Origin of the sequence: Serratia sp. 1D1416, from assembly GCF_003641105.1 — a bacterium.
In the GTDB taxonomy this organism is placed as follows: domain Bacteria; phylum Pseudomonadota; class Gammaproteobacteria; order Enterobacterales; family Enterobacteriaceae; genus Serratia; species Serratia ficaria.
Map to the genome: position 1 here is coordinate 26,725 of NZ_CP032738.1, position 19,089 is coordinate 45,813.

The window sequence follows — 19,089 nt, forward strand, 5'->3', positions numbered from 1 at the left end:
CTAGCGGGGGCTTTAGGATTATAGACGTTCAGTGCGCGTGGCAGCCGATCAGGCGTTGTTGTCCAACACTTCACGGATGCGCGCTTTGTAGGTTTCCAGCTTCTGCGGCGTCATCATGCGGCGTTCGTCGTCGAGCACCACGCCGCCCACGTCGTCGGCGATGCGCTGCGCCGACTGCAGCATCAGCTTGAAGTTCTGATTGGCGTCGCCGTAAGACGGCACCATCATGAACATCGACACGCCCGGCGTGGAGAAATCGGACATCATGTCAGGATCGAAAGATCCCGGCTTGACCATGTTCGCCAGGCTGAACAGCACCGGGCCGCTGCCGGCCGGGCTGATATGGCGATGGAAAATGCCCATTTCGCCGAACTGGAAGCCCGCCTGCAGCACGCTCTGCAGCAATACTTCGCCGCCGATCACGCCGCCCTGATGGGCCGCGACGTGCAGCACCAGTACGGTTTCTTTCAGCTTGGCCGGAATCGGCGCCGCCGGAGCCGGTTGCGCTTCGGGCGCGGCCGACGTCGGTTTCACTTCCGGCTGCGGCTGATGCGCAGGTTCGGCGTGGAACGCCGGTTCTGCGGCATGCGGCGCCGGAGGCGGCAGATCGTCAACGCGCGGCTCGCGGCGCGGCGCAGGCTGTTGCTGCGGCTCGTCGTCTTCGTCCTGCGCGTAGTTGTCCAGCAGGATGTCGTCATAATCCGGCCGCTGCGAAAGCGGAGGCGGAGTCTGATGAGCAGCCGGCTGAACGGCACGTGGCGCAGGCTCAGCCGCCGGAGCGGGCTTGGGCGCAACCACGGGTTCTTCGCGTGCGGCATCAAGATGACCAAACGTCGGCTCGTCCTGCGGGTGAGCGGCGCGTACACGCACCTCCCCCACGCCTTCATCGAGATCGTCGATCGGGGTTTGTTCACGTTCCTTTTTGGAACGTTTGGCTGGGCGATCGCGGAAAAGCGATGAGCGTTCTTTACGACTGGTCCAAAGACCGTGCAATAACAACGCTATTATGGCGATCGCGCCAACAACGATTAATATCAGACGCAAATCCTGCATCATTGCTATCTCTGTTGTTCCAATACATTGCCACCGCGGCAAACATTCACTCTTTAACTCTATTTGCCCGCGCACACAAGTGCAAGTCCGTGCTGAACTTTATGCCAATAAAGATGATTATACTGCCTTTTTTTGCTGTTTTTTCAGCCAACCCTACCCTAGCCAGTAGAAAATCATCCCTATATGATAATGATGCCTGTTCAGACAACGAGATAACTTAAGATATGTCCTATACGCAGCCCCCTTCAAAATCCACCAGCGGCTTTCACTATTTCGCCGAAGGCTGGCGCCTGATTTCGCGCCCGGGGATTAAACGCTATGTGGTCTTGCCGTTGCTGGTCAACGTGCTGCTGATGGGCTCCGCCTTTTGGTGGCTGTTCAGCCAGCTCGGCGACTGGATCCCGGCGATGATGAGCCACGTCCCCCATTGGCTGCAATGGCTGAGCTACCTGCTGTGGCCGCTGGCGGTCGTGTCGGTGCTGCTGGTGTTCAGCTATCTGTTCAGCACCATCACCAACCTGATCGCCGCGCCGTTCTGCGGGCTGCTGGCGGAACAGCTGGAGGGCAGCCTGACCGGCAAGCCGCTGCCGGACACCGGCATCTTCGGCATCGTGAAAGACTTGCCGCGCATCATGGCGCGCGAATGGCGCAAGCTGGCGTATTACCTGCCGCGCGCGCTGCTGCTATTGATCCTGTACTTCATACCGGGCATCGGCCAGACGGTGGCGCCGGTGCTGTGGTTCCTGTTCAGCGCCTGGATGCTGGCGATTCAATATTGCGATTACCCGTTCGACAACCATAAGGTCAGCTTCGCCGACATGCGCCGCGCGCTGCGCCGGCACAAAACCGACAACCTGCAGTTCGGCGCGCTGGTCAGCCTGTTCACCATGATCCCGATCCTCAATCTGGTGATCCTGCCGGTGGCGGTTTGCGGCGCCACCGCCATGTGGGTGGACCGTTACCGCCCGCAATTCGTCCGTTCCTGAGCCGTTTTTGGCGGCAAACTCCGATTGATTCTTCTACAGGGCGCGCATTTTGCGCCCTTATCATTGTGCTTAAAACTTATTTCCTAATAACATATAGATATACCAATTCTTTACTTCCCTGCCGGTACTGTTAGCGTATGCTTTCGATGTTCCCCACATTTTCATAGAGTTAAAGGACGGGCTATGAGCAAGATATATGAAGACAACTCATTAACGATCGGCCATACGCCGCTGGTTCGTCTGAACCGTATCGGCAACGGACGCATTCTGGCCAAGGTTGAATCGCGCAACCCGAGCTTCAGCGTCAAATGCCGCATCGGTGCCAATATGATCTGGGATGCGGAACAACGCGGCATCCTGACCGCCGGTAAAGAGCTGGTGGAACCGACCAGCGGCAACACCGGCATCGCGCTGGCCTTCGTGGCCGCGGCGCGCGGCTACAAGCTGACGCTGACCATGCCGGAAACCATGAGCATCGAGCGCCGCAAGCTGCTCAAGGCGCTGGGCGCCAACCTGGTGCTGACCGAGGGCGCGAAAGGCATGAAGGGCGCCATCGCCAAGGCGGAAGAAATCGTCGCCACCGACCCGAACCGCTACATCATCCTGCAGCAGTTCAGCAACCCGGCCAACCCGGCGATCCATGAAAAAACCACCGGCCCGGAAATCTGGGAAGACACCGACGGCGCGGTCGACGTATTTATCTCCGGCGTAGGCACCGGCGGCACCCTGACCGGCGTCAGCCGCTACATCAAGCACACCAAAGGCAAAGCCATCACTACCGTGGCGGTCGAGCCGACCGATTCTCCGGTGATCACCCAGGCGCTGGCCGGCGAAGAGCTGAAGCCCGGCCCGCACAAAATCCAGGGCATCGGCGCCGGTTTTATTCCCGGCAACCTGGATTTGGACCTGGTGGATCGCGTCGAGCAGATCACCAACGACGAAGCCATCAGCATGGCGCGCCGCCTGATGGATGAAGAAGGCATTCTGGCCGGCATTTCCTCCGGCGCGGCGGTGGCGGCGGCGGTGAAACTGACCGAAGAAGCCGACTTTGCCGACAAGACCATCGTGGTGATCCTGCCGTCTTCCGGCGAGCGCTATCTGAGCACCGCCCTGTTCGCCGATCTGTTCACCGAGCAAGAATTGCAGCAGTAATGCCAACAGTGCACAAAACGCTAAAAAAGCACCTTCCGGGGTGCTTTTTTGTGGGCTGGATCAAAGTTTATAGCAGTCGAAGATTGATTTTGCCCGCGGGCTTTAGTATTTAACGGTGCATTATTTCGATGCGCAAAATTAATCACCCTCCGTTCTGGTTTAGGCTGAATCGATTTACTCGTTTGTCGCGCAGGCGTTAAACCGGGCATAATGGGGAGCTGATTGAAACGACGTCAGAAGCCAGATTTTTTTGATCTGAAGTGCCTAATTCGTCGTTTTCTGTTGCATCAACGCTCGCCCCTGTACCATAGTCAGGCGCTAACCAGACAAGCTAAAGTGATGCTCGTGGGCTAAACTTTAGCTCCACAACATTAATCCAATAAGTTGGGGAAACATCAATGTTCCAGCAAGAAGTTACTATTACCGCTCCGAATGGTCTGCACACTCGCCCTGCCGCTCAGTTCGTCAAAGAAGCCAAAGGCTTCACGTCTGACATCACCGTGACTTCCAACGGCAAAAGCGCCAGCGCCAAAAGCCTGTTCAAACTGCAAACTCTGGGGCTGACTCAAGGGACCGTAGTGACCATCTCTGCTGAAGGTGAAGACGAGCAGAAAGCCGTTGAGCACTTGGTAAAACTGATGGCAGAGCTTGAGTAATCGGCCCGTCTTTTTAGTTAACACCAGTCAAGAGTAAGGTAGGGTTATGATTTCAGGCATTTTAGTATCACCGGGTATCGCTTTTGGTAAGGCTCTCCTACTGAAAGAAGATGAAATTGTCATCAACCGGAAGAAAATCTCTGCTGATCAAGTAGAGCAGGAAGTCTCACGTTTTCTGGCGGGCCGCGCTAAGGCGTCCGAGCAGCTGGAAGCGATCAAGACCAAAGCTGGCGAAACCTTCGGCGAAGAGAAGGAAGCTATCTTCGAAGGCCACATCATGTTGCTGGAAGACGAAGAGCTTGAGCAGGAAATCATAGCCCTAATCAAAGACGATCTGGCCTCTGCGGACGCAGCCGCCTACACCGTGATCGAAGGCCAGGCGAAAGCGCTGGAAGAGCTGGACGACGAATATCTGAAAGAGCGCGCGGCCGACGTGCGTGACATCGGCAAACGCCTGCTGCAGAACATTCTGGGCATGCCGATCGTCGATCTGAGCTCCATTCAGGACGAAGTGATCCTGGTGGCCACCGATCTGACCCCGTCCGAGACCGCACAGCTGAACCTCGACAAGGTGCTGGGCTTCATCACCGATCTCGGCGGCCGTACCTCCCACACCTCCATCATGGCGCGCTCCCTGGAACTGCCGGCAATCGTAGGCACCAGCGACGTGACCAAGCAGGTGAAGAACGACGATTACCTGATCCTGGACGCGGTTAACAACAAAATTTACGTTAACCCTACCGCTGACGTCATCGATCAGCTGAAAGCCGCCCAGAATCAGTACGTCACCGAGAAAAACGATCTGGCCAAGCTGAAGGACCTGCCGGCGATTACGCTGGACGGCCATCAGGTTGAAGTCTGCGCCAACATCGGCACCGTGCGCGACGTCGCGGGTGCAGAGCGCAACGGCGCGGAAGGCGTCGGCCTGTATCGTACCGAATTCCTGTTCATGGACCGCGACTCGCTGCCGACCGAAGACGAGCAGTTCCAGGCTTACAAAGCCGTTGCGGAAGCCATGGGCTCGCAGGCCGTGATCGTCCGTACCATGGACATCGGCGGCGACAAAGACCTGCCTTACATGAACCTGCCGAAGGAAGAGAACCCGTTCCTCGGCTGGCGCGCCATCCGCATCGCGATGGACCGCCGTGAAATTCTGCACGCCCAGCTGCGCGCCATCCTGCGCGCCTCGGCGTTCGGCAAACTGCGCATCATGTTCCCGATGATTATTTCCGTGGAAGAAGTGCGCGATTTGAAAGGCGAAATCGAAACGCTGAAGGCGCAGCTGCGCGAAGAAGGCAAGGCGTTTGACGAGACCATTGAAGTGGGCGTGATGGTGGAAACGCCGGCTGCGGCGGTCATCGCTCACCACCTGGCGAAAGAAGTCGACTTCTTTAGTATTGGGACAAACGATCTAACCCAGTATACTCTGGCGGTAGATCGCGGCAATGAGCTGATTTCTCATCTCTATAACCCGATGTCCCCATCAGTGCTTGGCCTGATCAAACAGGTTATCGATGCATCTCACGCGGAAGGCAAGTGGACCGGCATGTGCGGCGAACTGGCTGGCGATGAGCGTGCTACACTGTTGTTATTGGGCATGGGGCTGGATGAGTTCAGCATGAGTGCGATTTCAATCCCGCGCATCAAGAAAATTATTCGTAACACGAATTTCGAAGATGTGAAGGCGTTGGCAGCGCAGGCCTTGGCACAGCCAACGGCACAAGACCTGATGAATTGCGTTAATAAATTCATCGAAGAAAAAACGCTCTGCTAAACTTCCACGACACTGGAACGCCGCCCAATTTAATGCTTAGGAGAAGATCATGGGTTTGTTCGATAAACTGAAATCTCTGGTTTCTGATGACAAGAAAGACACGGGCACTATCGAGATCGTCGCTCCGCTTTCTGGCGAGATCGTCAACATCGAAGATGTGCCGGACGTAGTGTTCGCTGAAAAGATCGTTGGCGACGGTATCGCCATCAAACCGGCCGGCAACAAAATGGTGGCGCCGGTTGACGGCACCATCGGCAAAATTTTCGAAACCAACCATGCTTTCTCTATCGAATCCGACAGCGGCATCGAGCTGTTCGTGCACTTCGGCATCGATACCGTTGAGCTGAAAGGCGAAGGCTTCAAACGCATCGCCGAAGAAGGCCAGCGCGTCAAGAAAGGCGACGTCGTTATCGAGTTCAACCTGCCGTTGCTGGAAGAGAAAGCCAAGTCGACCCTGACGCCGGTGGTTATCTCCAACATGGACGAGATCAAAGAGCTGATCAAACTGTCCGGCAGCGTTACCGTAGGCGAGACCCCGATCATCCGCATCAAGAAGTAATCGCGAATGAGCAAGAAAAACGGCGCCCTCGGCGCCGTTTTTTTATCCCCTTCGTCTTTCGAACCGCAGCGTTGTTGGCCGCACGTGCTCACCCCGGTCACTTACCGGAGTAAGCTCCCGGGAATTCCCCCGCTTGCCGCCTAGCTGCAATTCGAAATCCTTTGGGTATATCGCGGATAATAGACGTTATCGGCGCAGGCAGTTTGAACATGGACAGCGCACAGCCTTCGGAGCGTACACGCAGTACGTGACGAAGGCGAGCACTGCCCTAGTTCAAAATGGCAAGTAAGATAGTCTATTATTGCCAACGCGGGATGCGCAGAGTAATGATTAACCCCTCTTTTTCGCCGTTGCGCGCCTCGACCTGCCCGCCGTGCGCCAGCACCACCTTGCGGGTGATCGCCAGCCCCAGGCCGTAGCCCTTGCCCGACTGCGCCGACTTCACCCGCACGAAGGGATCGAAGATGCTCGACAACTTCGACTCCTCCACTCCGGGCCCCTGATCGCTGACTTCGATCTGGAACAGCTGGTCGACGCGCGACAGCGCCACCGTCACCCGCTGCCCCTGGCCGGAAAAACGCAGCGCATTGCGCACGATGTTGTCTACCGCGCGCCGCATCAGCTCGGCGTTGCCCTTGACGGTATATTCCACGTCAGAATTGGCCTGCAGCACGATCTCCACGCCGGGAACCTGCGCCTCGTAGCGCGCGTCGCTCACCACCGCATCCACCAGGCCGTACAGGTCGAAATATTCTTCGTCCGGCAGCCGGCTGTGTTCGGCGCGCGACAGCGCCAGCAGTTCGCCGATCATTTTGTCCAGCCTGCCCGACTCATGCTCGATGCGCTGCAGCGAATTCTCGACGTTGCCGGCATTCTGCCGCGCCAGGCCGATAGCCAACTGCAGGCGCGCCAGCGGCGAGCGCAGCTCGTGCGATACGTCGTGCAACAGCTGCTCGCGGTCGCTGACCAGCAGCTGCAGCCGCTCGGCCATGGTGTCGAAATCGCGCGCCACCTCGGACAGTTCATCGTGCCGACGGCGCATCTGCGGGAACAGGCGCACCGACAGATCGCCCTGCGCCACCCGGTCCAAACCGCCGCGCAGCTGGCGCATCGGCCGCGTGAGGTTCCAGGCCAGCACCGCGCTGAACAGCAGGCCGCCAAGCCCGCCGACCCACAGCATCGGCGCAGGAATATTGAAGAAGTGCGAACGCCGGTTCGGCCGATATTCTTCCCGCAGGCTGCGCACGTCGTAGCTCAGCAGGTAGCCCTTGCCGTCCTTGTCCTGCCCCCAGGCGCTGATGGTTTTCGGCATTCGGCGGCCTTCGAAAGCCGGCTCGTCGGCGTCAGGCGCCGGCGGTTGCGCCATCGGCGCTATCGACAACAGCCGCCGGTCGCCGTCCGGCCAGTCTTTCATCATCGCCTCCAGCGCCGGCATGCCGCCGCTGCGCAGCTGCGTGGCCGCCGAGGTCAGCTGCAGGCCAATCACCCGGCGGGCCATGGCGTTTTCCGGCGGCTCGTAGCGATCGCCATACAGGGAAAACGCCACCCACAGCGCCTGCGTCATGATGATGAAGGTCAGCCAGAAGCCGAGCAGGATTTTCCAGAAGAGTCTTCCGCGCATCGGCATTAGCGAATTCGATAACCGATGCTGCGCACCGTTTCAATGCCCAGGGCGTTGTCGGTCAAGGCGCCCAGCTTCTGGCGGATGTTGCTGATGTGCACATCCACGCTGCGGTCGTAGGCTTCACGCGGGCGCCCCAACCCCTTCTCGGACAGCTCGTCCTTGGAAACCACCCGCTCCGGCGCGCGCAGCAGCAGCTCCAGCAGATTGAATTCGGAGGCGGTCAGGTCGAACGCCTTGCCGCGCCATTCGCTGCTGCGGGTCGAAGGGTTGAGCGTCAAATCGCCGAAGCTGATGGCAATCTCGTCGTCCACTTCGTCCGGGCGCTCGTCAAACCGCCGCAGCACCGCACGCAGGCGCGCCACCAGCTCGCGCGGATAGCACGGCTTGGGCATATAGTCGTCGGCGCCCATCTCCAGGCCGATCACCCGATCGATGTTGTCGCCCTTGGCGGTCAGCATGATGATCGGCATGCGGCTTTTCTTGCGCACGTCGCGCAGCACGTCGATGCCGCTCATGTCCGGCAGCATGATGTCGAGGATCATCGCGGTGTAGTCGCCCGATAACGCGCCCTCTACCCCGGCCTTGCCGGTCAGCACCAGAGTGGCGTTAAAGCCTTCGGCGGTCAGGTATTCACTCAGCATGGTGCCAAGTTCCAGGTCATCATCGACCAATAAAATTTTCATGCCTTGCTCCTTCACTGATTTTCATCATTTTCCCGCCTATTGGTTCAGTCCGCAGCCGGTTTTACTCAATCCTTACACATTCCTGAACGCCACTTAACCGCAGCCCGAACGGCGGCGCGCTAAATTAGTGCGTATCGATTTTTGCCGCGCATCATGCCAGGGAAGCTCTTTTTCATGTCTTCGTCGTCACGCCCAAAACGCTATCTGCTGCCCCTGGTTATTGTGGCCGCTATCGCGCTATTTCTCTACTTCAGAACGCAGGGCGCCGCCGATGCCCCCCGTTATATCACCGCCGTGGCGCAAACGCGCGATCTGGAGCAAACGGTGCTGGCCGACGGCACGATCGCGGCGCAGAAGCAGGTCAGCGTCGGCGCGCAGGTCTCGGGCCAAATAAAAGCGCTGCACGTGGCGCTGGGCGATCGGGTGCGCAAGGGGCAACTGGTGGCCGAGATCGACGATTTAACCCAGCAAAACGCCCTGCAGGACGCGGAAGCGGCATTGAAGAACATACGGGCGCAGCGCGCTTCAAAACTGGCGACGCTGCGCAACGACCAACTCGGCTATCGGCGCCAGCGAAGCATAGTGGCGCGCGGCGTCGGCGTGCCGGCGGATTACGACGCCGCCAGAGCCGCGCTTGAGGCGACCCGCGCCGACATCGAAGCGCTGGATGCGCAGACGGTCCAGGCGAAAATCGCGGTGAACACCGCGCAGGTCAACCTCGGCTACACCAAAATCACCTCGCCCATCGACGGCACTATCGTGGCGTTGCCGGTCGAAGCGGGCCAGACGGTGAACGCCGTGCAAAGCGCGCCGACCCTCGTCAAGGTGGCGCAGCTGGACACCATGACCATCGAAGCGCAGATCTCCGAGGCCGACGTGGTGAAGGTGAAAACCGGCATGCCGGTCTATTTCACCATTCTCGGCGAACCGGCCAAACGCTATCGGGCCAGGCTGCGGGCCATCGAACCGGCGCCGGATTCGATCAATGACGACACCACCTCATCCAGCACCAGTACCAGCTCCAGCAGCTCGTCTTCCTCGTCGAGCACCGCCATTTACTACGTCGGGCTGTTCGACGTCGCCAACCCGGACGGCGCCCTGCGCATTTCGATGACCGCGCAGGTGTATATCGTGCTGAGCCGGGCGAAAGGCGCGGTGGTGATCCCGGCCACCGCGCTGCGCGGCGACGAGGTCGAGGTGGTCGACGAACAGGGCAACGTCGCCCGGCGCCCGGTCAAGGTCGGCATCAACAACAACGTCGACGCGCAGATTGTCAGCGGTCTGCTGGCCGGCGAAAAGGTCATCGTCAGCCGGGTCAGCGCCGGCGCGTCAAGCGGCGCCCGGCGCATGGGCCCGCCGCCGATGGGGATGTGAACATGAGCCAACCGCCTTTGCTGCAGCTGCGCGGCGTCAGCCGCCGATTTCAGGCCGGCGAACAGACCAGCGAAGTGCTGAGCGGAATCAACCTCAGCATCGACCGGGGCGAAATGGTGGCCATCGTCGGCGCCTCCGGCTCCGGCAAATCCACCCTGATGAACCTCCTCGGCTGTCTGGATCGCCCCAGCGCAGGGGATTATCGGGTGGCCGGCCGCAGCACCGCCCTGCTGGACAGCGATAGCCTGGCCGAACTGCGCCGGGAACACTTCGGCTTTATCTTCCAGCGCTATCATTTGCTGGGCGATCTGAGCGCGCTGGGCAACGTGGAAGTGCCGGCGGTGTACGCCGGCATCCCGCGCGCCGAGCGGCGGCAGCGGGCCGCGGACCTGCTGCAGCGGCTGGGGCTGAAGGAACGGCTGAACTATCGCCCCAGCCAACTTTCCGGCGGGCAGCAGCAGCGCGTCAGCATCGCCCGGGCGCTGATGAACGGCGGGCAGGTGATCCTGGCGGACGAACCGACCGGCGCGCTGGACAGCCACAGCGGTCAGGAGGTGATGGCGATCCTCAAAGCGCTGAATGCGCGCGGCCACACGGTGGTGATCGTCACCCACGATATGCAGGTAGCCGAACACGCCCAACGGATCATCGAAATCAGCGACGGCGCGATCGTCGCCGATCGGCGGAAAACGCCCGCGGCAGCCGCCCGCCTGCCGCAGACGCCGCACGCCGCCGCAGGCCGGTGGCACTCGCAGCGCGATCGGCTGCGCGAAGCGTTCAAAATGGCGCTGCTGGCGATGGCGTCGCAGCGGCTGCGCACCCTGCTGACCATGCTCGGCATTATCATCGGCATCGCCTCGGTGGTCTCGGTGGTCGCGCTGGGCAAGGGGTCTCAGCAGCGGGTGCTGGCGGATATCAACGCCATGGGCACCAGCACGCTGGAGATCTATCCGGGCAAAGACTTCGGCGACATGCGCTCCTCCGCCATCCAGACGCTGCGCGCCACCGACGCCGACGCGCTGGCGCAGCAGGGCTATGTGCACAGCGTGACGCCCACCGTCGCCGGCAGCGTCACCTTGCGCTACGGCAATCGGTCGGTCAGCGGCACGGTCAACGGCGTGGGTGAGCAGTATTTTGTGGTGCGCGGCTACCGCATCGACGGCGGCATGGCCTTTAATCGCCGCAGCGTCGAGGGACTGATGCAGGAAGCGGTGATCGACGAAAACACCCGCAACGCGTTGTTCCCCGACGGCGCCAATCCGCTGGGTGAGGTGATCCTGCTCGGCTCGCTGCCGTGCCGCATCATCGGCATTGCGGCCAAGCAGCAAAGCGGCTTCGGCAGCGATGAAACGCTGAGCGTCTGGATCCCCTACACCACCGCGATGAAGCGCATGCTCGGCCAGAGCTACCTGAAGAGCATTACCGTACGGGTGAATGACGATATCGATCTCGGCAGCGCCGAAGACGGCGTCACCCGTCTGCTGCAGCAACGCCACGGCAGCAAGGACTTTTTCGTCATGAACACCGACAGCATTCGCCAGACCATCGAGAAAACCACCGCCACCCTGACGCTGCTGGTGTCGATGATTGCGCTGATCTCGCTGGTGGTCGGCGGCATTGGCGTGATGAACATCATGCTGGTGTCGGTGACCGAGCGCACCCGGGAAATCGGCGTGCGCATGGCGGTCGGCGCGCGCGCCGGCGACATCATGCAGCAGTTTTTGATCGAGGCGGTGCTGGTTTGCCTGCTGGGCGGAACGCTGGGGGTGCTGCTGTCGCTGGCGATAGGCCTGGCCTTCAGCCAGTTCAGCGGCAATTTCTCGATGGTGTATTCCGCCGGATCAATCGTCGCCGCTTTCGCCTGCTCGACGCTGATCGGCGTGATCTTCGGTTTTTTCCCGGCGAAACGCGCCGCCGGGATGGATCCTATTCACGCGCTGGAACGGGAATAGCCTCAGTCGAAGACCCCGGTGGACAGGTAACGATCGCCGCGATCGCAGATAATCGCCACGATCAGGCTGCCGGGGTTGGCCGCCGCGATGCGCAAGGCGCCGGCCACCGCGCCGCCGGAGCTGACGCCGCAGAAGATGCCCTCCCGCTGCGCCAGCCGGCGCATGGTCTGCTCGGCGTCGCGCTGTTCGATGTCCAGCACCTGATCCACCAGATCCGGGCGGAAAATGCCCGGCAGATAGGCCGGCGCCCAACGGCGAATGCCGGGAATGCTGCTGCCCTCCGCCGGCTGCAGGCCGATAATCTGCACCTGCGGGTTCTGGCTTTTCAGGTAGCCGCCCACGCCGGTGATGGTGCCGGTCGTGCCCATGCTGGAAACGAAATGCGTGATGCGGCCTTCGGTCTGGCGCCAGATTTCCGGGCCGGTGGTGGTGAAGTGAGCATAAGGATTATCCAGGTTATTGAACTGATCCAGCACCTTGCCCTGCCCCCGGCGCTGCATCTCCAGCGCCAGATCGCGCGCGCCCTCCATGCCCTGCTCGCGGCTGACCAGGATCAGTTCGGCGCCATAGGCGCGCATCGCCGCCTGGCGTTCCTGGCTCATGTTTTCCGGCATCAATAGCTTCAACGGATAGCCTTTCAGCGCGGCGATCATCGCCAGCGCGATGCCGGTATTGCCGCTGGTGGCTTCTATCAGCACGTCGCCCGGTCGTATCTCGCCGCGCAGCTCCGCCTGCTGGATCATCGCCAACGCGGCGCGATCCTTCACCGAGCCCGCCGGATTATTGCCTTCCAGCTTGACCCAAACCTCGCTGCCCGCGGCGGCGGCCAGTCGTTGTAATTTTACCAGCGGGGTATTCCCGATGCATTGTTCCAGCGTTGTCACTCTTTTGGCCTGTGTGTTGGTGTGCGTAATGTAAAAAGGCAACCCCGGGGTTGCCTTTAAAATAATCTTGGCTGCTAAAAACTATCAGGCGCTTTTGGCTAACGCAACAGGTTGCAGCAGTTGATCGCCGGCGTACAGCCGCGCATTGAGGCTGCCGACGTAGTAACGGCCGCCGCGCACCGGGGTGGCGTTGCCTTCCGGCAGCACCACGCTGATCGGCTCCTGATGCCAGCCGATCGGCTGTACCGTCAGCTGCCAGAAATGCCCGCGCGGGCTGACTTCCAGCACCTGCACCGGCAGCGGGCAACGCTCGCTGCTCTCGGTCGCGATCTCCATTTCCCACGGGCGCAGGAACAGATCGACGCTGCCCTGATGCATCGGCTGGAACGACAGCGGCCATTGGTGCGCGCCGACGAACAGCTGCGACCCGCGGATTTCACCGTTCAGGCGGTTCACTTCGCCCATAAATTCCAGCACGAAGCGGCTGGCCGGCTCGCGCATGATGTCGACCGGCGAACCGACCTGTTCAATATTGCCCTGGCTCATCACCACGATGCGATCGGCCACTTCCATCGCCTCTTCCTGATCGTGGGTAACGAACACGCTGGTGAATTTCAGCTCTTCGTGCAGCTGACGCAGCCAGCGGCGCAGCTCTTTGCGCACCTGCGCGTCCAGCGCGCCGAAAGGCTCATCCAGCAGCAGGATCTGCGGTTCCACCGCCAACGCGCGCGCCAGCGCCACGCGCTGTTTCTGGCCGCCGGACAGCTGCGACGGATAGCGGTTGGCCAGGTGGCCCAGCTGCACCATTTCCAGCAGCTGGGTGACTTTCTGTTTGATCGCCGCGGCGTTCGGGCGTTCGCGACGCGGCAGCACGCTCAGGCCGAAGGCGATGTTGTCGAACACCGTCATGTGGCGGAACAGCGCGTAATGCTGGAACACGAAGCCCACCCGCCGATCGCGCGCGTGCATGCGGCTGACGTCGGTGCCGTGGAAGCCCAGCTTGCCGCCGCTCTGGCTTTCCAGCCCGGCGATAATGCGCAGCAGCGTGGTCTTGCCGGAGCCGGACGGGCCCAGCAGCGCCACCATCTCGCCGGAAGAAATATCGAGCGAGATGTCGTTCAATACCTTGGTGCGGCCGAAGAACTTGTTAATGCCGTTAATCTCAATGCTCATGATTTTCCTCCCGCTCGAGCCGTGCGTTCTGACGCTCCAGACGCCATTGCAGAGCGCTTTTCAAAAATAGGGTCACTATCGCCATCAGGGTCAGCAGCGCGGCGGCGGTAAAGGAGCCGACGGTGTTGTAATCCTGCTGCAGCAGCTCAACCTGCAGCGGCAGGCTGTAGGTTTCGCCGCGAATCGAACCGGACACCACCGAGACCGCGCCGAATTCGCCGATGGCGCGCGCGTTGGTCAGCACTACGCCGTACAGCAGCGCCCAGCGAATGTTCGGCAGCGTCACGCGGCGGAACATCTGCCAGCCGGAGGCGCCCAGCAAAATGGCGGCTTCGTCTTCCTGGCTGCCCTGGCTGAGCATCATCGGCACCAGCTCTCGCACCACGAACGGACAGGTGACGAAGATGGTCACCAATACCATGCCCGGCCAGGAGAACATGATCTGGACGTTGTGCGCATCCAGCCAGCCGCCCAGCAGGCCGTTGCTGCCGTAAAACAGCAGATAAATCAGCCCCGCCACCACCGGCGAAACGGCGAACGGGATGTCGATCAGCGTCAGCAGCAGCTGGCGGCCCGGGAAGGTGAACCGCGTCACCAGCCACGCCAGCAGCGTGCCGAAAATCAGGTTGAACGGCACGGTGATCAAGGCGATCAATACCGTCAGCCAGATAGCGTGCAGCATGTCCGGATCGAGCAGGTTGCCCCACATCGCGCCAACGCCCTTGGAGAAGGCCTCGGCGAAAATCGAAATCATCGGCACCACCAGCAGCAGCACCGAGAACAGTACGCCGACGGCGATCAGCGACCATTTGGCCCAGTTGACGCGCGGGCGCTCGACGCCGTTGAACTCGGAAATATCAGCCATCAGTGCCCCCCGATGCGTCGGCCGAAGCGGCTCTGCAGAACGTTAATGCTGAACAGCAGCAGCAGCGACGCCGCCAGGATCACCGATGCGATGGCGCTGGCCGCCGGATAATCGAACTCCTGCAGGCGCACAAAAATCATCAGCGAGGTCACTTCCGTCTTCCAGGCGATGTTGCCGGCGATGAAAATCACCGCGCCGAACTCGCCCAGGCTGCGGGTAAAGGAGATCGCCGTGCCGGCCAACAGCGCCGGCGCCACTTCGGGCAACACCACGCGGCGGAAGCTTTGCCAGCGGGTGGCGCCCAGAGTTTCGGCCGCCTCTTCGTATTCCGGCCCCAGCTCCTCCAGCACCGGTTGCACGGTGCGCACCACGAACGGCAGGCTGGTGAAGGCCATCGCCACCGCGATACCCAGCCAGGTAAAGGTGACCTTGATGTCAAAATGCGCCAGCCATTGGCCATACCAGCCGGTGGTGGAGAACAGCCCCGCCAGCGTGAGGCCGGCCACCGCCGTCGGCAATGCGAACGGCAGGTCGATCAGGCCATCCAGCAGCGAACGGCCGGGGAAACGGTAGCGGGTCAGGATCCAGGCCATCAGCATGCCGAACACCGCGTTGAACAGGCTGGCGACGCCCGCCGCCAGCAGCGTGACCTTATAGGCCGCCACCACCTGCGGATTGGAAATCACCTCCCAATACTGCGCCAGGCTCATCTGCGCCAGCTGCATCACCAGCGCGCTGAGCGGCAGCAGCAGGATCAGGCAGGTATAAAACAGGCTGCTGCCGAGGCTGAGACCGAATCCGGGCAGAACCCGTTTACTGGACAACGACAACATTTACTTATGCCCTGCCGCTAACAGCCGGTCCAACTCGCCGCCGGTGGCGAAATGGGTTTTCATCACCTGCGGCCAGCCGCCGAATTGATCTTCCACCCGGAACAGCCTGGTGTCCGGGAACTGCCCTTTGGCCGCCGCCATCGCCTTCTGGTCGTAGACGCGGTAATAGAAGCTGGTGATCACCTGCTGCGCCGCCGGACTGTAGAGGTAGTTCAGGTAGTCCTTGGCCGCCTGTGCGGTGCCGTTTCTCTCGACGTTTTTGTCCACCCAGGCCACCGGGAACTCCGCCAGGATATCGACCGGCGGTACGATCACTGCATATTTGTCTTCGCCGTACTGCTTGCGGATGTTGTTCACCTCAGACTCGAAGCTGATCAGCACGTCGCCCAGGCCACGTTCGACGAAGGTGGTGGTCGCGCCGCGGCCGCCGGTGTCGAAGACCACCACGTTTTTCAGGAAACGGGTCATAAAGGCGCGGGTCTTGGCCTGGTCGTTGCCGTCGGCCTGGCTGGCTGCGCCCCAGGCGGCCAGATAGGTGTAACGGCCGTTGCCGGAGGTTTTCGGGTTCGGGAACACCAGCTTCACGTCGTCGCGCACCAGGTCGTTCCAGGTGCGGATGCCCTTCGGGTTGTCCTTGCGCACCAGGAACGCCATGGTGGAATAGAACGGCGAGCTGTTGTTCGGCAGGCGCGACTGCCAGTCGGCCGGGATCAGCTGGCCGCGGTCGTGCAGGATCTGCACGTCGGTGACCTGGTTGTAGGTCACCACGTCGGCGCGCAGCCCTTGCAGGATCGCCAGCGCCTGTTTGGAGGAGCCGGCGTGAGATTGCTTGATGGTCAGCTTGTCGTTCGGGTGCTGCTGATTCCACTGCTGTTCGAAGCCGGGGTTCAGCGCGGTAAACAATTCACGGGAAACGTCATAGGAGCTGTTCAGCAATTCCGCCGCCGACGCGGTGCCGCCGGCCAGCAGCGCCGCCGCCAGCCATCCTTTCAGCACGATATTTTTAACCCGGGTTTGTTTCATTCTGCACCTTAGTTCACTGAGTCAATCTTTCAGGCTTTCGCCTTATTGATGACCAGTGTATTTATAACTAGGTGCGGAGCTGTAACGCTTTTATATACCGTTTAGTGATTTTCAAGCATCAAACGCTATAAGGCAGGGGCGGAGCGGTTTCGCCAAGGCGGAAGGCAGGCACCGAAGCCGGCGTCGCCGGCCCCGGTGAAGGCGTCAAAGTGACAGCAGGCGCGTCAGCGAAGGGGCGAAGTAGTAGCTGCCGGTGACCGCGCGGCTGAAGCGCAGCATCGCGTCGCGTTTGCCGTCCAGCTCGCCGAACATGCTCAGCAACTGCCGCTCGATGTTGTGCAGGCGCGCGCAGTAGGCGATGAAGTACAGCCCGTGCTTGCCGCTGGCGGTGCCGTAAGGCAGGCTCTGGCGCAATATCTTCAGGCCCTGGCCGTTTTCCTGCAGATCGACGCGGCTGACGTGCGAGGTCTCCGGGCGTTGGTCCGCCGGCAGCTCTTCGCTGTCGTGCTTGGTGCGGCCGATGATCTGCTCCTGCTGCTCGGTGGTGAAGCGCTGCCACTGGCACAGATTATGCTCGTAGCGCTGCACCAGCACGTAGCTGCCGCCCTCATCTTCTTCGCCTGCGGCGATGGTCGCCACTGCCGGGCGCTGCTCGCCCTGCGGATTTTCGGTACCGTCGATGAAGCCGCTCAGATCGCGCTCTTCCACCCAGCGGAAGCCATGGGTTTCCTCTTCGATTTTGACCGCATTGCCGAACGCCGCCAGCGCGGCCTGCGCCAGCGTGAAGTTAACGTCATGACGCAGGGATTGAATATGAATCAGCATGTCGCGCTGGGTGGCCGGCGCCAGCCCTTTGCCAAGCGGCGTGAAGGGTTTCAGCTCTTTGGCGCCCTGGCCGCTGGACAGATCGTGCCAGACGTCATAGCCGAAGGCGATCACCGCGCCCAGACGCGCATCCGGGAACTGCTGCTGCAGCTCGCTCAGCCGCTGGCAAAACTGTTTGCAGCCCTGGCGCAAATCGGCAAATTCACCCTGTACGGTAGCTTCCATAAAAATGGCGAAACGGCAGTGTTCCAATAAAATGCCGCTCTGAACCTGTGTCATGTTGTTTTCCTCAATGCCTGAATCGGGGCGGTCGCCGCCCGAGGTCCCTGTTACGAACGCGCTATCATAACGCATGGCCGCGGGATTGCCTTGCATCAGCGCAAAGAAAATGGGGGTACCCGGTATGGAATGCGGGCGCCGCGCACGAGGCGCCCGTTGGCGAAAGGGTTACTGCGGTTTGGCGTGCCAGATAATCTTGCTGACCGTCCAGCTTTTCAGCGTGTCGTCCGGCGGGATGATGTCCTGCGGGCCGGCCCACTTGCCGCTGAAGATGTAGGAGACGTATTTGCTCTGCTCCGCCACGCACTCCACCTTGCCGGCGTCTTCGCCTTCGGCCGGTTTGCAGGCGCCGAACGCCTTGCTGTACATGTCGCCGAACGGCGTGCCGAGCTTGTTGCCCCATTCGGTCGCCACTTTTTGGTCCATCACGTCCACCCGCTGCACGTGGCCCTTGGGTTCGCCGGTGATCACCAGCTTCACCTCGTCGCCGGACAGCGCCTGATAGTAGGAAACGATCTGGCCATTGCTGGTCGCCATGCCGCCGCGCAGGCGATAGTTGCCGTCCAGCCCGTCGTTGATGGCGGTTTCCGACATCGGCGTGCCGGCGTTAAGATTGCCAACGCCCCTGGCGCCGACTTCAAGGCTGCTGCCGAACCAGTTGAACGGCGACAGGCTGGACCAGGAAAAGTTGGACATGGTCGAACAGCCGGTCAGTAACAGCGGGAGCCCTAACAGCAGTGGGCGAATATTCATCTCATAGCTCCTTAACATCAATGGCATGGGGCGCTGGGATCGCCCTGCCGCGCTCGGCGTTTTGCTGCGTGCCAGCCTCTCACAACTGTGCGCGCTACGCCATCGGTTGCCAGCTTGGAGTGCGTAAAATGCGAAAAGTGCCGCACTTCGCCGCAATTACCCGGCTTCGTCCTGCGGCGCGAAGCAGGCTTTCAGCCGCGCGTTCAGCAGCAAATAGCCCAGCGCCAGCGCATCCAGCATCACCAGCATCAGCTCCAGCGCCGGCGAATTGCCGTCCTGCTGCCACAGGCTGAACAGCGAGCCGCCCAGCGCCGCCAGCAGCGAACAGATCAGCACCCAGCGCCAGGCGCGCCACAGCCGCGGCCATGGATGACGGCGGCCGCTGAGTAGAAACGCCAGCGCGGCCGGCAACCCGAGCAGCATGCCGTACCAAAAGCGCTGGGTATCCGGATAAAACAGCGTCAGCAGCCCGCTTCCCTGCTCGCGCGAAACGCCGGCCATCACAAACAGCAGCCAGGTGCGCGCCTGTAAAATCAATACGCCCCAAAACCACGCCGGCAGGCGCAACGCGCCGTGCTGATCGTAGTCGTCAGGGGAAAATCGGTATGCCCGTTGCTTCAACTGCCGTTCCTTTCAAAAGG

General features: G+C 61.1%; 18 protein-coding genes. 7 read left to right on the forward strand and 11 right to left on the reverse strand.

What is annotated here, in order from left to right:
* Positions 1-48 precede the first annotated feature (48 nt).
* Entirely contained in the window at positions 49-1,056 is a 1,008-nt protein-coding gene (zipA, locus tag D7I37_RS00170) for a cell division protein ZipA (RefSeq protein ID WP_061799338.1), read from the reverse strand.
* Between the two features lie 221 nt (positions 1,057-1,277).
* Between zipA and cysZ the strand changes: the two genes are divergently transcribed.
* The 5 genes from cysZ to crr all read left to right on the forward strand — a co-directional run bounded on the left by cysZ (position 1,278) and on the right by crr (position 6,180).
* Complete coding sequence (gene cysZ / locus D7I37_RS00175) at positions 1,278-2,039, forward strand: sulfate transporter CysZ (protein WP_061799341.1); 762 nt, start codon at positions 1,278-1,280, stop codon at positions 2,037-2,039.
* Positions 2,040-2,222: 183 nt separating this feature from the next.
* On the forward strand, positions 2,223-3,191 hold the full coding sequence (cysK, locus tag D7I37_RS00180; RefSeq protein ID WP_061799342.1) for a cysteine synthase A: 969 nt from the start codon (positions 2,223-2,225) through the stop codon (positions 3,189-3,191).
* A 398-nt stretch (positions 3,192-3,589) separates the two neighbouring features.
* A complete protein-coding gene (ptsH, locus tag D7I37_RS00185) occupies positions 3,590-3,847 on the forward strand; it encodes a phosphocarrier protein Hpr (RefSeq protein WP_004936458.1) in 258 nt (85 codons plus the stop codon).
* Between the two features lie 46 nt (positions 3,848-3,893).
* On the forward strand, positions 3,894-5,621 hold the full coding sequence (ptsI, locus tag D7I37_RS00190; RefSeq protein WP_061799344.1) for a phosphoenolpyruvate-protein phosphotransferase PtsI: 1,728 nt from the start codon (positions 3,894-3,896) through the stop codon (positions 5,619-5,621).
* A 49-nt stretch (positions 5,622-5,670) separates the two neighbouring features.
* Positions 5,671-6,180, forward strand: a complete 510-nt coding sequence (gene crr / locus D7I37_RS00195) for a PTS glucose transporter subunit IIA (protein ID WP_004936467.1) — start codon at positions 5,671-5,673, stop codon at positions 6,178-6,180.
* Between the two features lie 298 nt (positions 6,181-6,478).
* Here crr and D7I37_RS00200 read toward each other — a convergent pair whose 3' ends face one another.
* Positions 6,479-7,801 carry an ATP-binding protein gene (locus D7I37_RS00200; RefSeq protein ID WP_061799410.1) on the reverse strand — a complete coding sequence of 441 codons (1,323 nt, stop codon included), beginning with the start codon at positions 7,799-7,801 and terminating at the stop codon, positions 6,479-6,481.
* Between the two features lie 5 nt (positions 7,802-7,806).
* Positions 7,807-8,487: a response regulator transcription factor gene (locus D7I37_RS00205; RefSeq protein WP_061799345.1), complete on the reverse strand. Its 681-nt coding sequence runs from the start codon at positions 8,485-8,487 to the stop codon at positions 7,807-7,809.
* A gap of 174 nt (positions 8,488-8,661) precedes the next feature.
* Between D7I37_RS00205 and D7I37_RS00210 the strand changes: the two genes are divergently transcribed.
* Entirely contained in the window at positions 8,662-9,861 is a 1,200-nt protein-coding gene (locus D7I37_RS00210) for an efflux RND transporter periplasmic adaptor subunit (RefSeq protein WP_129543128.1), read from the forward strand.
* A 2-nt stretch (positions 9,862-9,863) separates the two neighbouring features.
* Entirely contained in the window at positions 9,864-11,813 is a 1,950-nt protein-coding gene (locus D7I37_RS00215) for a MacB family efflux pump subunit (RefSeq protein WP_165283072.1), read from the forward strand.
* A 2-nt stretch (positions 11,814-11,815) separates the two neighbouring features.
* On the opposite strand, the gene cysM is transcribed toward D7I37_RS00215, so the two are convergent.
* The 8 genes from cysM to D7I37_RS00255 form a co-directional block, all read right to left on the reverse strand.
* On the reverse strand, positions 11,816-12,697 hold the full coding sequence (gene cysM / locus D7I37_RS00220; RefSeq protein ID WP_095100246.1) for a cysteine synthase CysM: 882 nt from the start codon (positions 12,695-12,697) through the stop codon (positions 11,816-11,818).
* 84 nt (positions 12,698-12,781) lie between these two features.
* Positions 12,782-13,870, reverse strand: coding sequence for a sulfate/thiosulfate ABC transporter ATP-binding protein CysA (cysA, locus tag D7I37_RS00225; protein ID WP_061799350.1), 1,089 nt, complete (start codon positions 13,868-13,870; stop codon positions 12,782-12,784).
* The gene (gene cysW / locus D7I37_RS00230; protein ID WP_061799353.1) at positions 13,860-14,735 is read right to left on the reverse strand and encodes a sulfate/thiosulfate ABC transporter permease CysW; all 876 of its coding nucleotides are present in this window, start codon (positions 14,733-14,735) and stop codon (positions 13,860-13,862) included. Before cysW ends, cysA begins: the two co-directional genes overlap by 11 nt.
* A complete protein-coding gene (gene cysT / locus D7I37_RS00235; RefSeq protein ID WP_061799354.1) occupies positions 14,735-15,568 on the reverse strand; it encodes a sulfate/thiosulfate ABC transporter permease CysT in 834 nt (277 codons plus the stop codon). Before cysT ends, cysW begins: the two co-directional genes overlap by 1 nt.
* Positions 15,569-16,591: a sulfate ABC transporter substrate-binding protein gene (locus tag D7I37_RS00240; RefSeq protein WP_061799355.1), complete on the reverse strand. Its 1,023-nt coding sequence runs from the start codon at positions 16,589-16,591 to the stop codon at positions 15,569-15,571.
* A 204-nt stretch (positions 16,592-16,795) separates the two neighbouring features.
* A complete protein-coding gene (locus D7I37_RS00245) occupies positions 16,796-17,695 on the reverse strand; it encodes a Dyp-type peroxidase (RefSeq protein ID WP_129543129.1) in 900 nt (299 codons plus the stop codon).
* 168 nt (positions 17,696-17,863) lie between these two features.
* Entirely contained in the window at positions 17,864-18,448 is a 585-nt protein-coding gene (locus D7I37_RS00250; protein ID WP_061799359.1) for an RpoE-regulated lipoprotein, read from the reverse strand.
* Between the two features lie 156 nt (positions 18,449-18,604).
* Positions 18,605-19,069: a DUF2919 domain-containing protein gene (locus D7I37_RS00255; RefSeq protein ID WP_061799361.1), complete on the reverse strand. Its 465-nt coding sequence runs from the start codon at positions 19,067-19,069 to the stop codon at positions 18,605-18,607.
* Between the last annotated feature and the right edge of the window lie 20 nt (positions 19,070-19,089).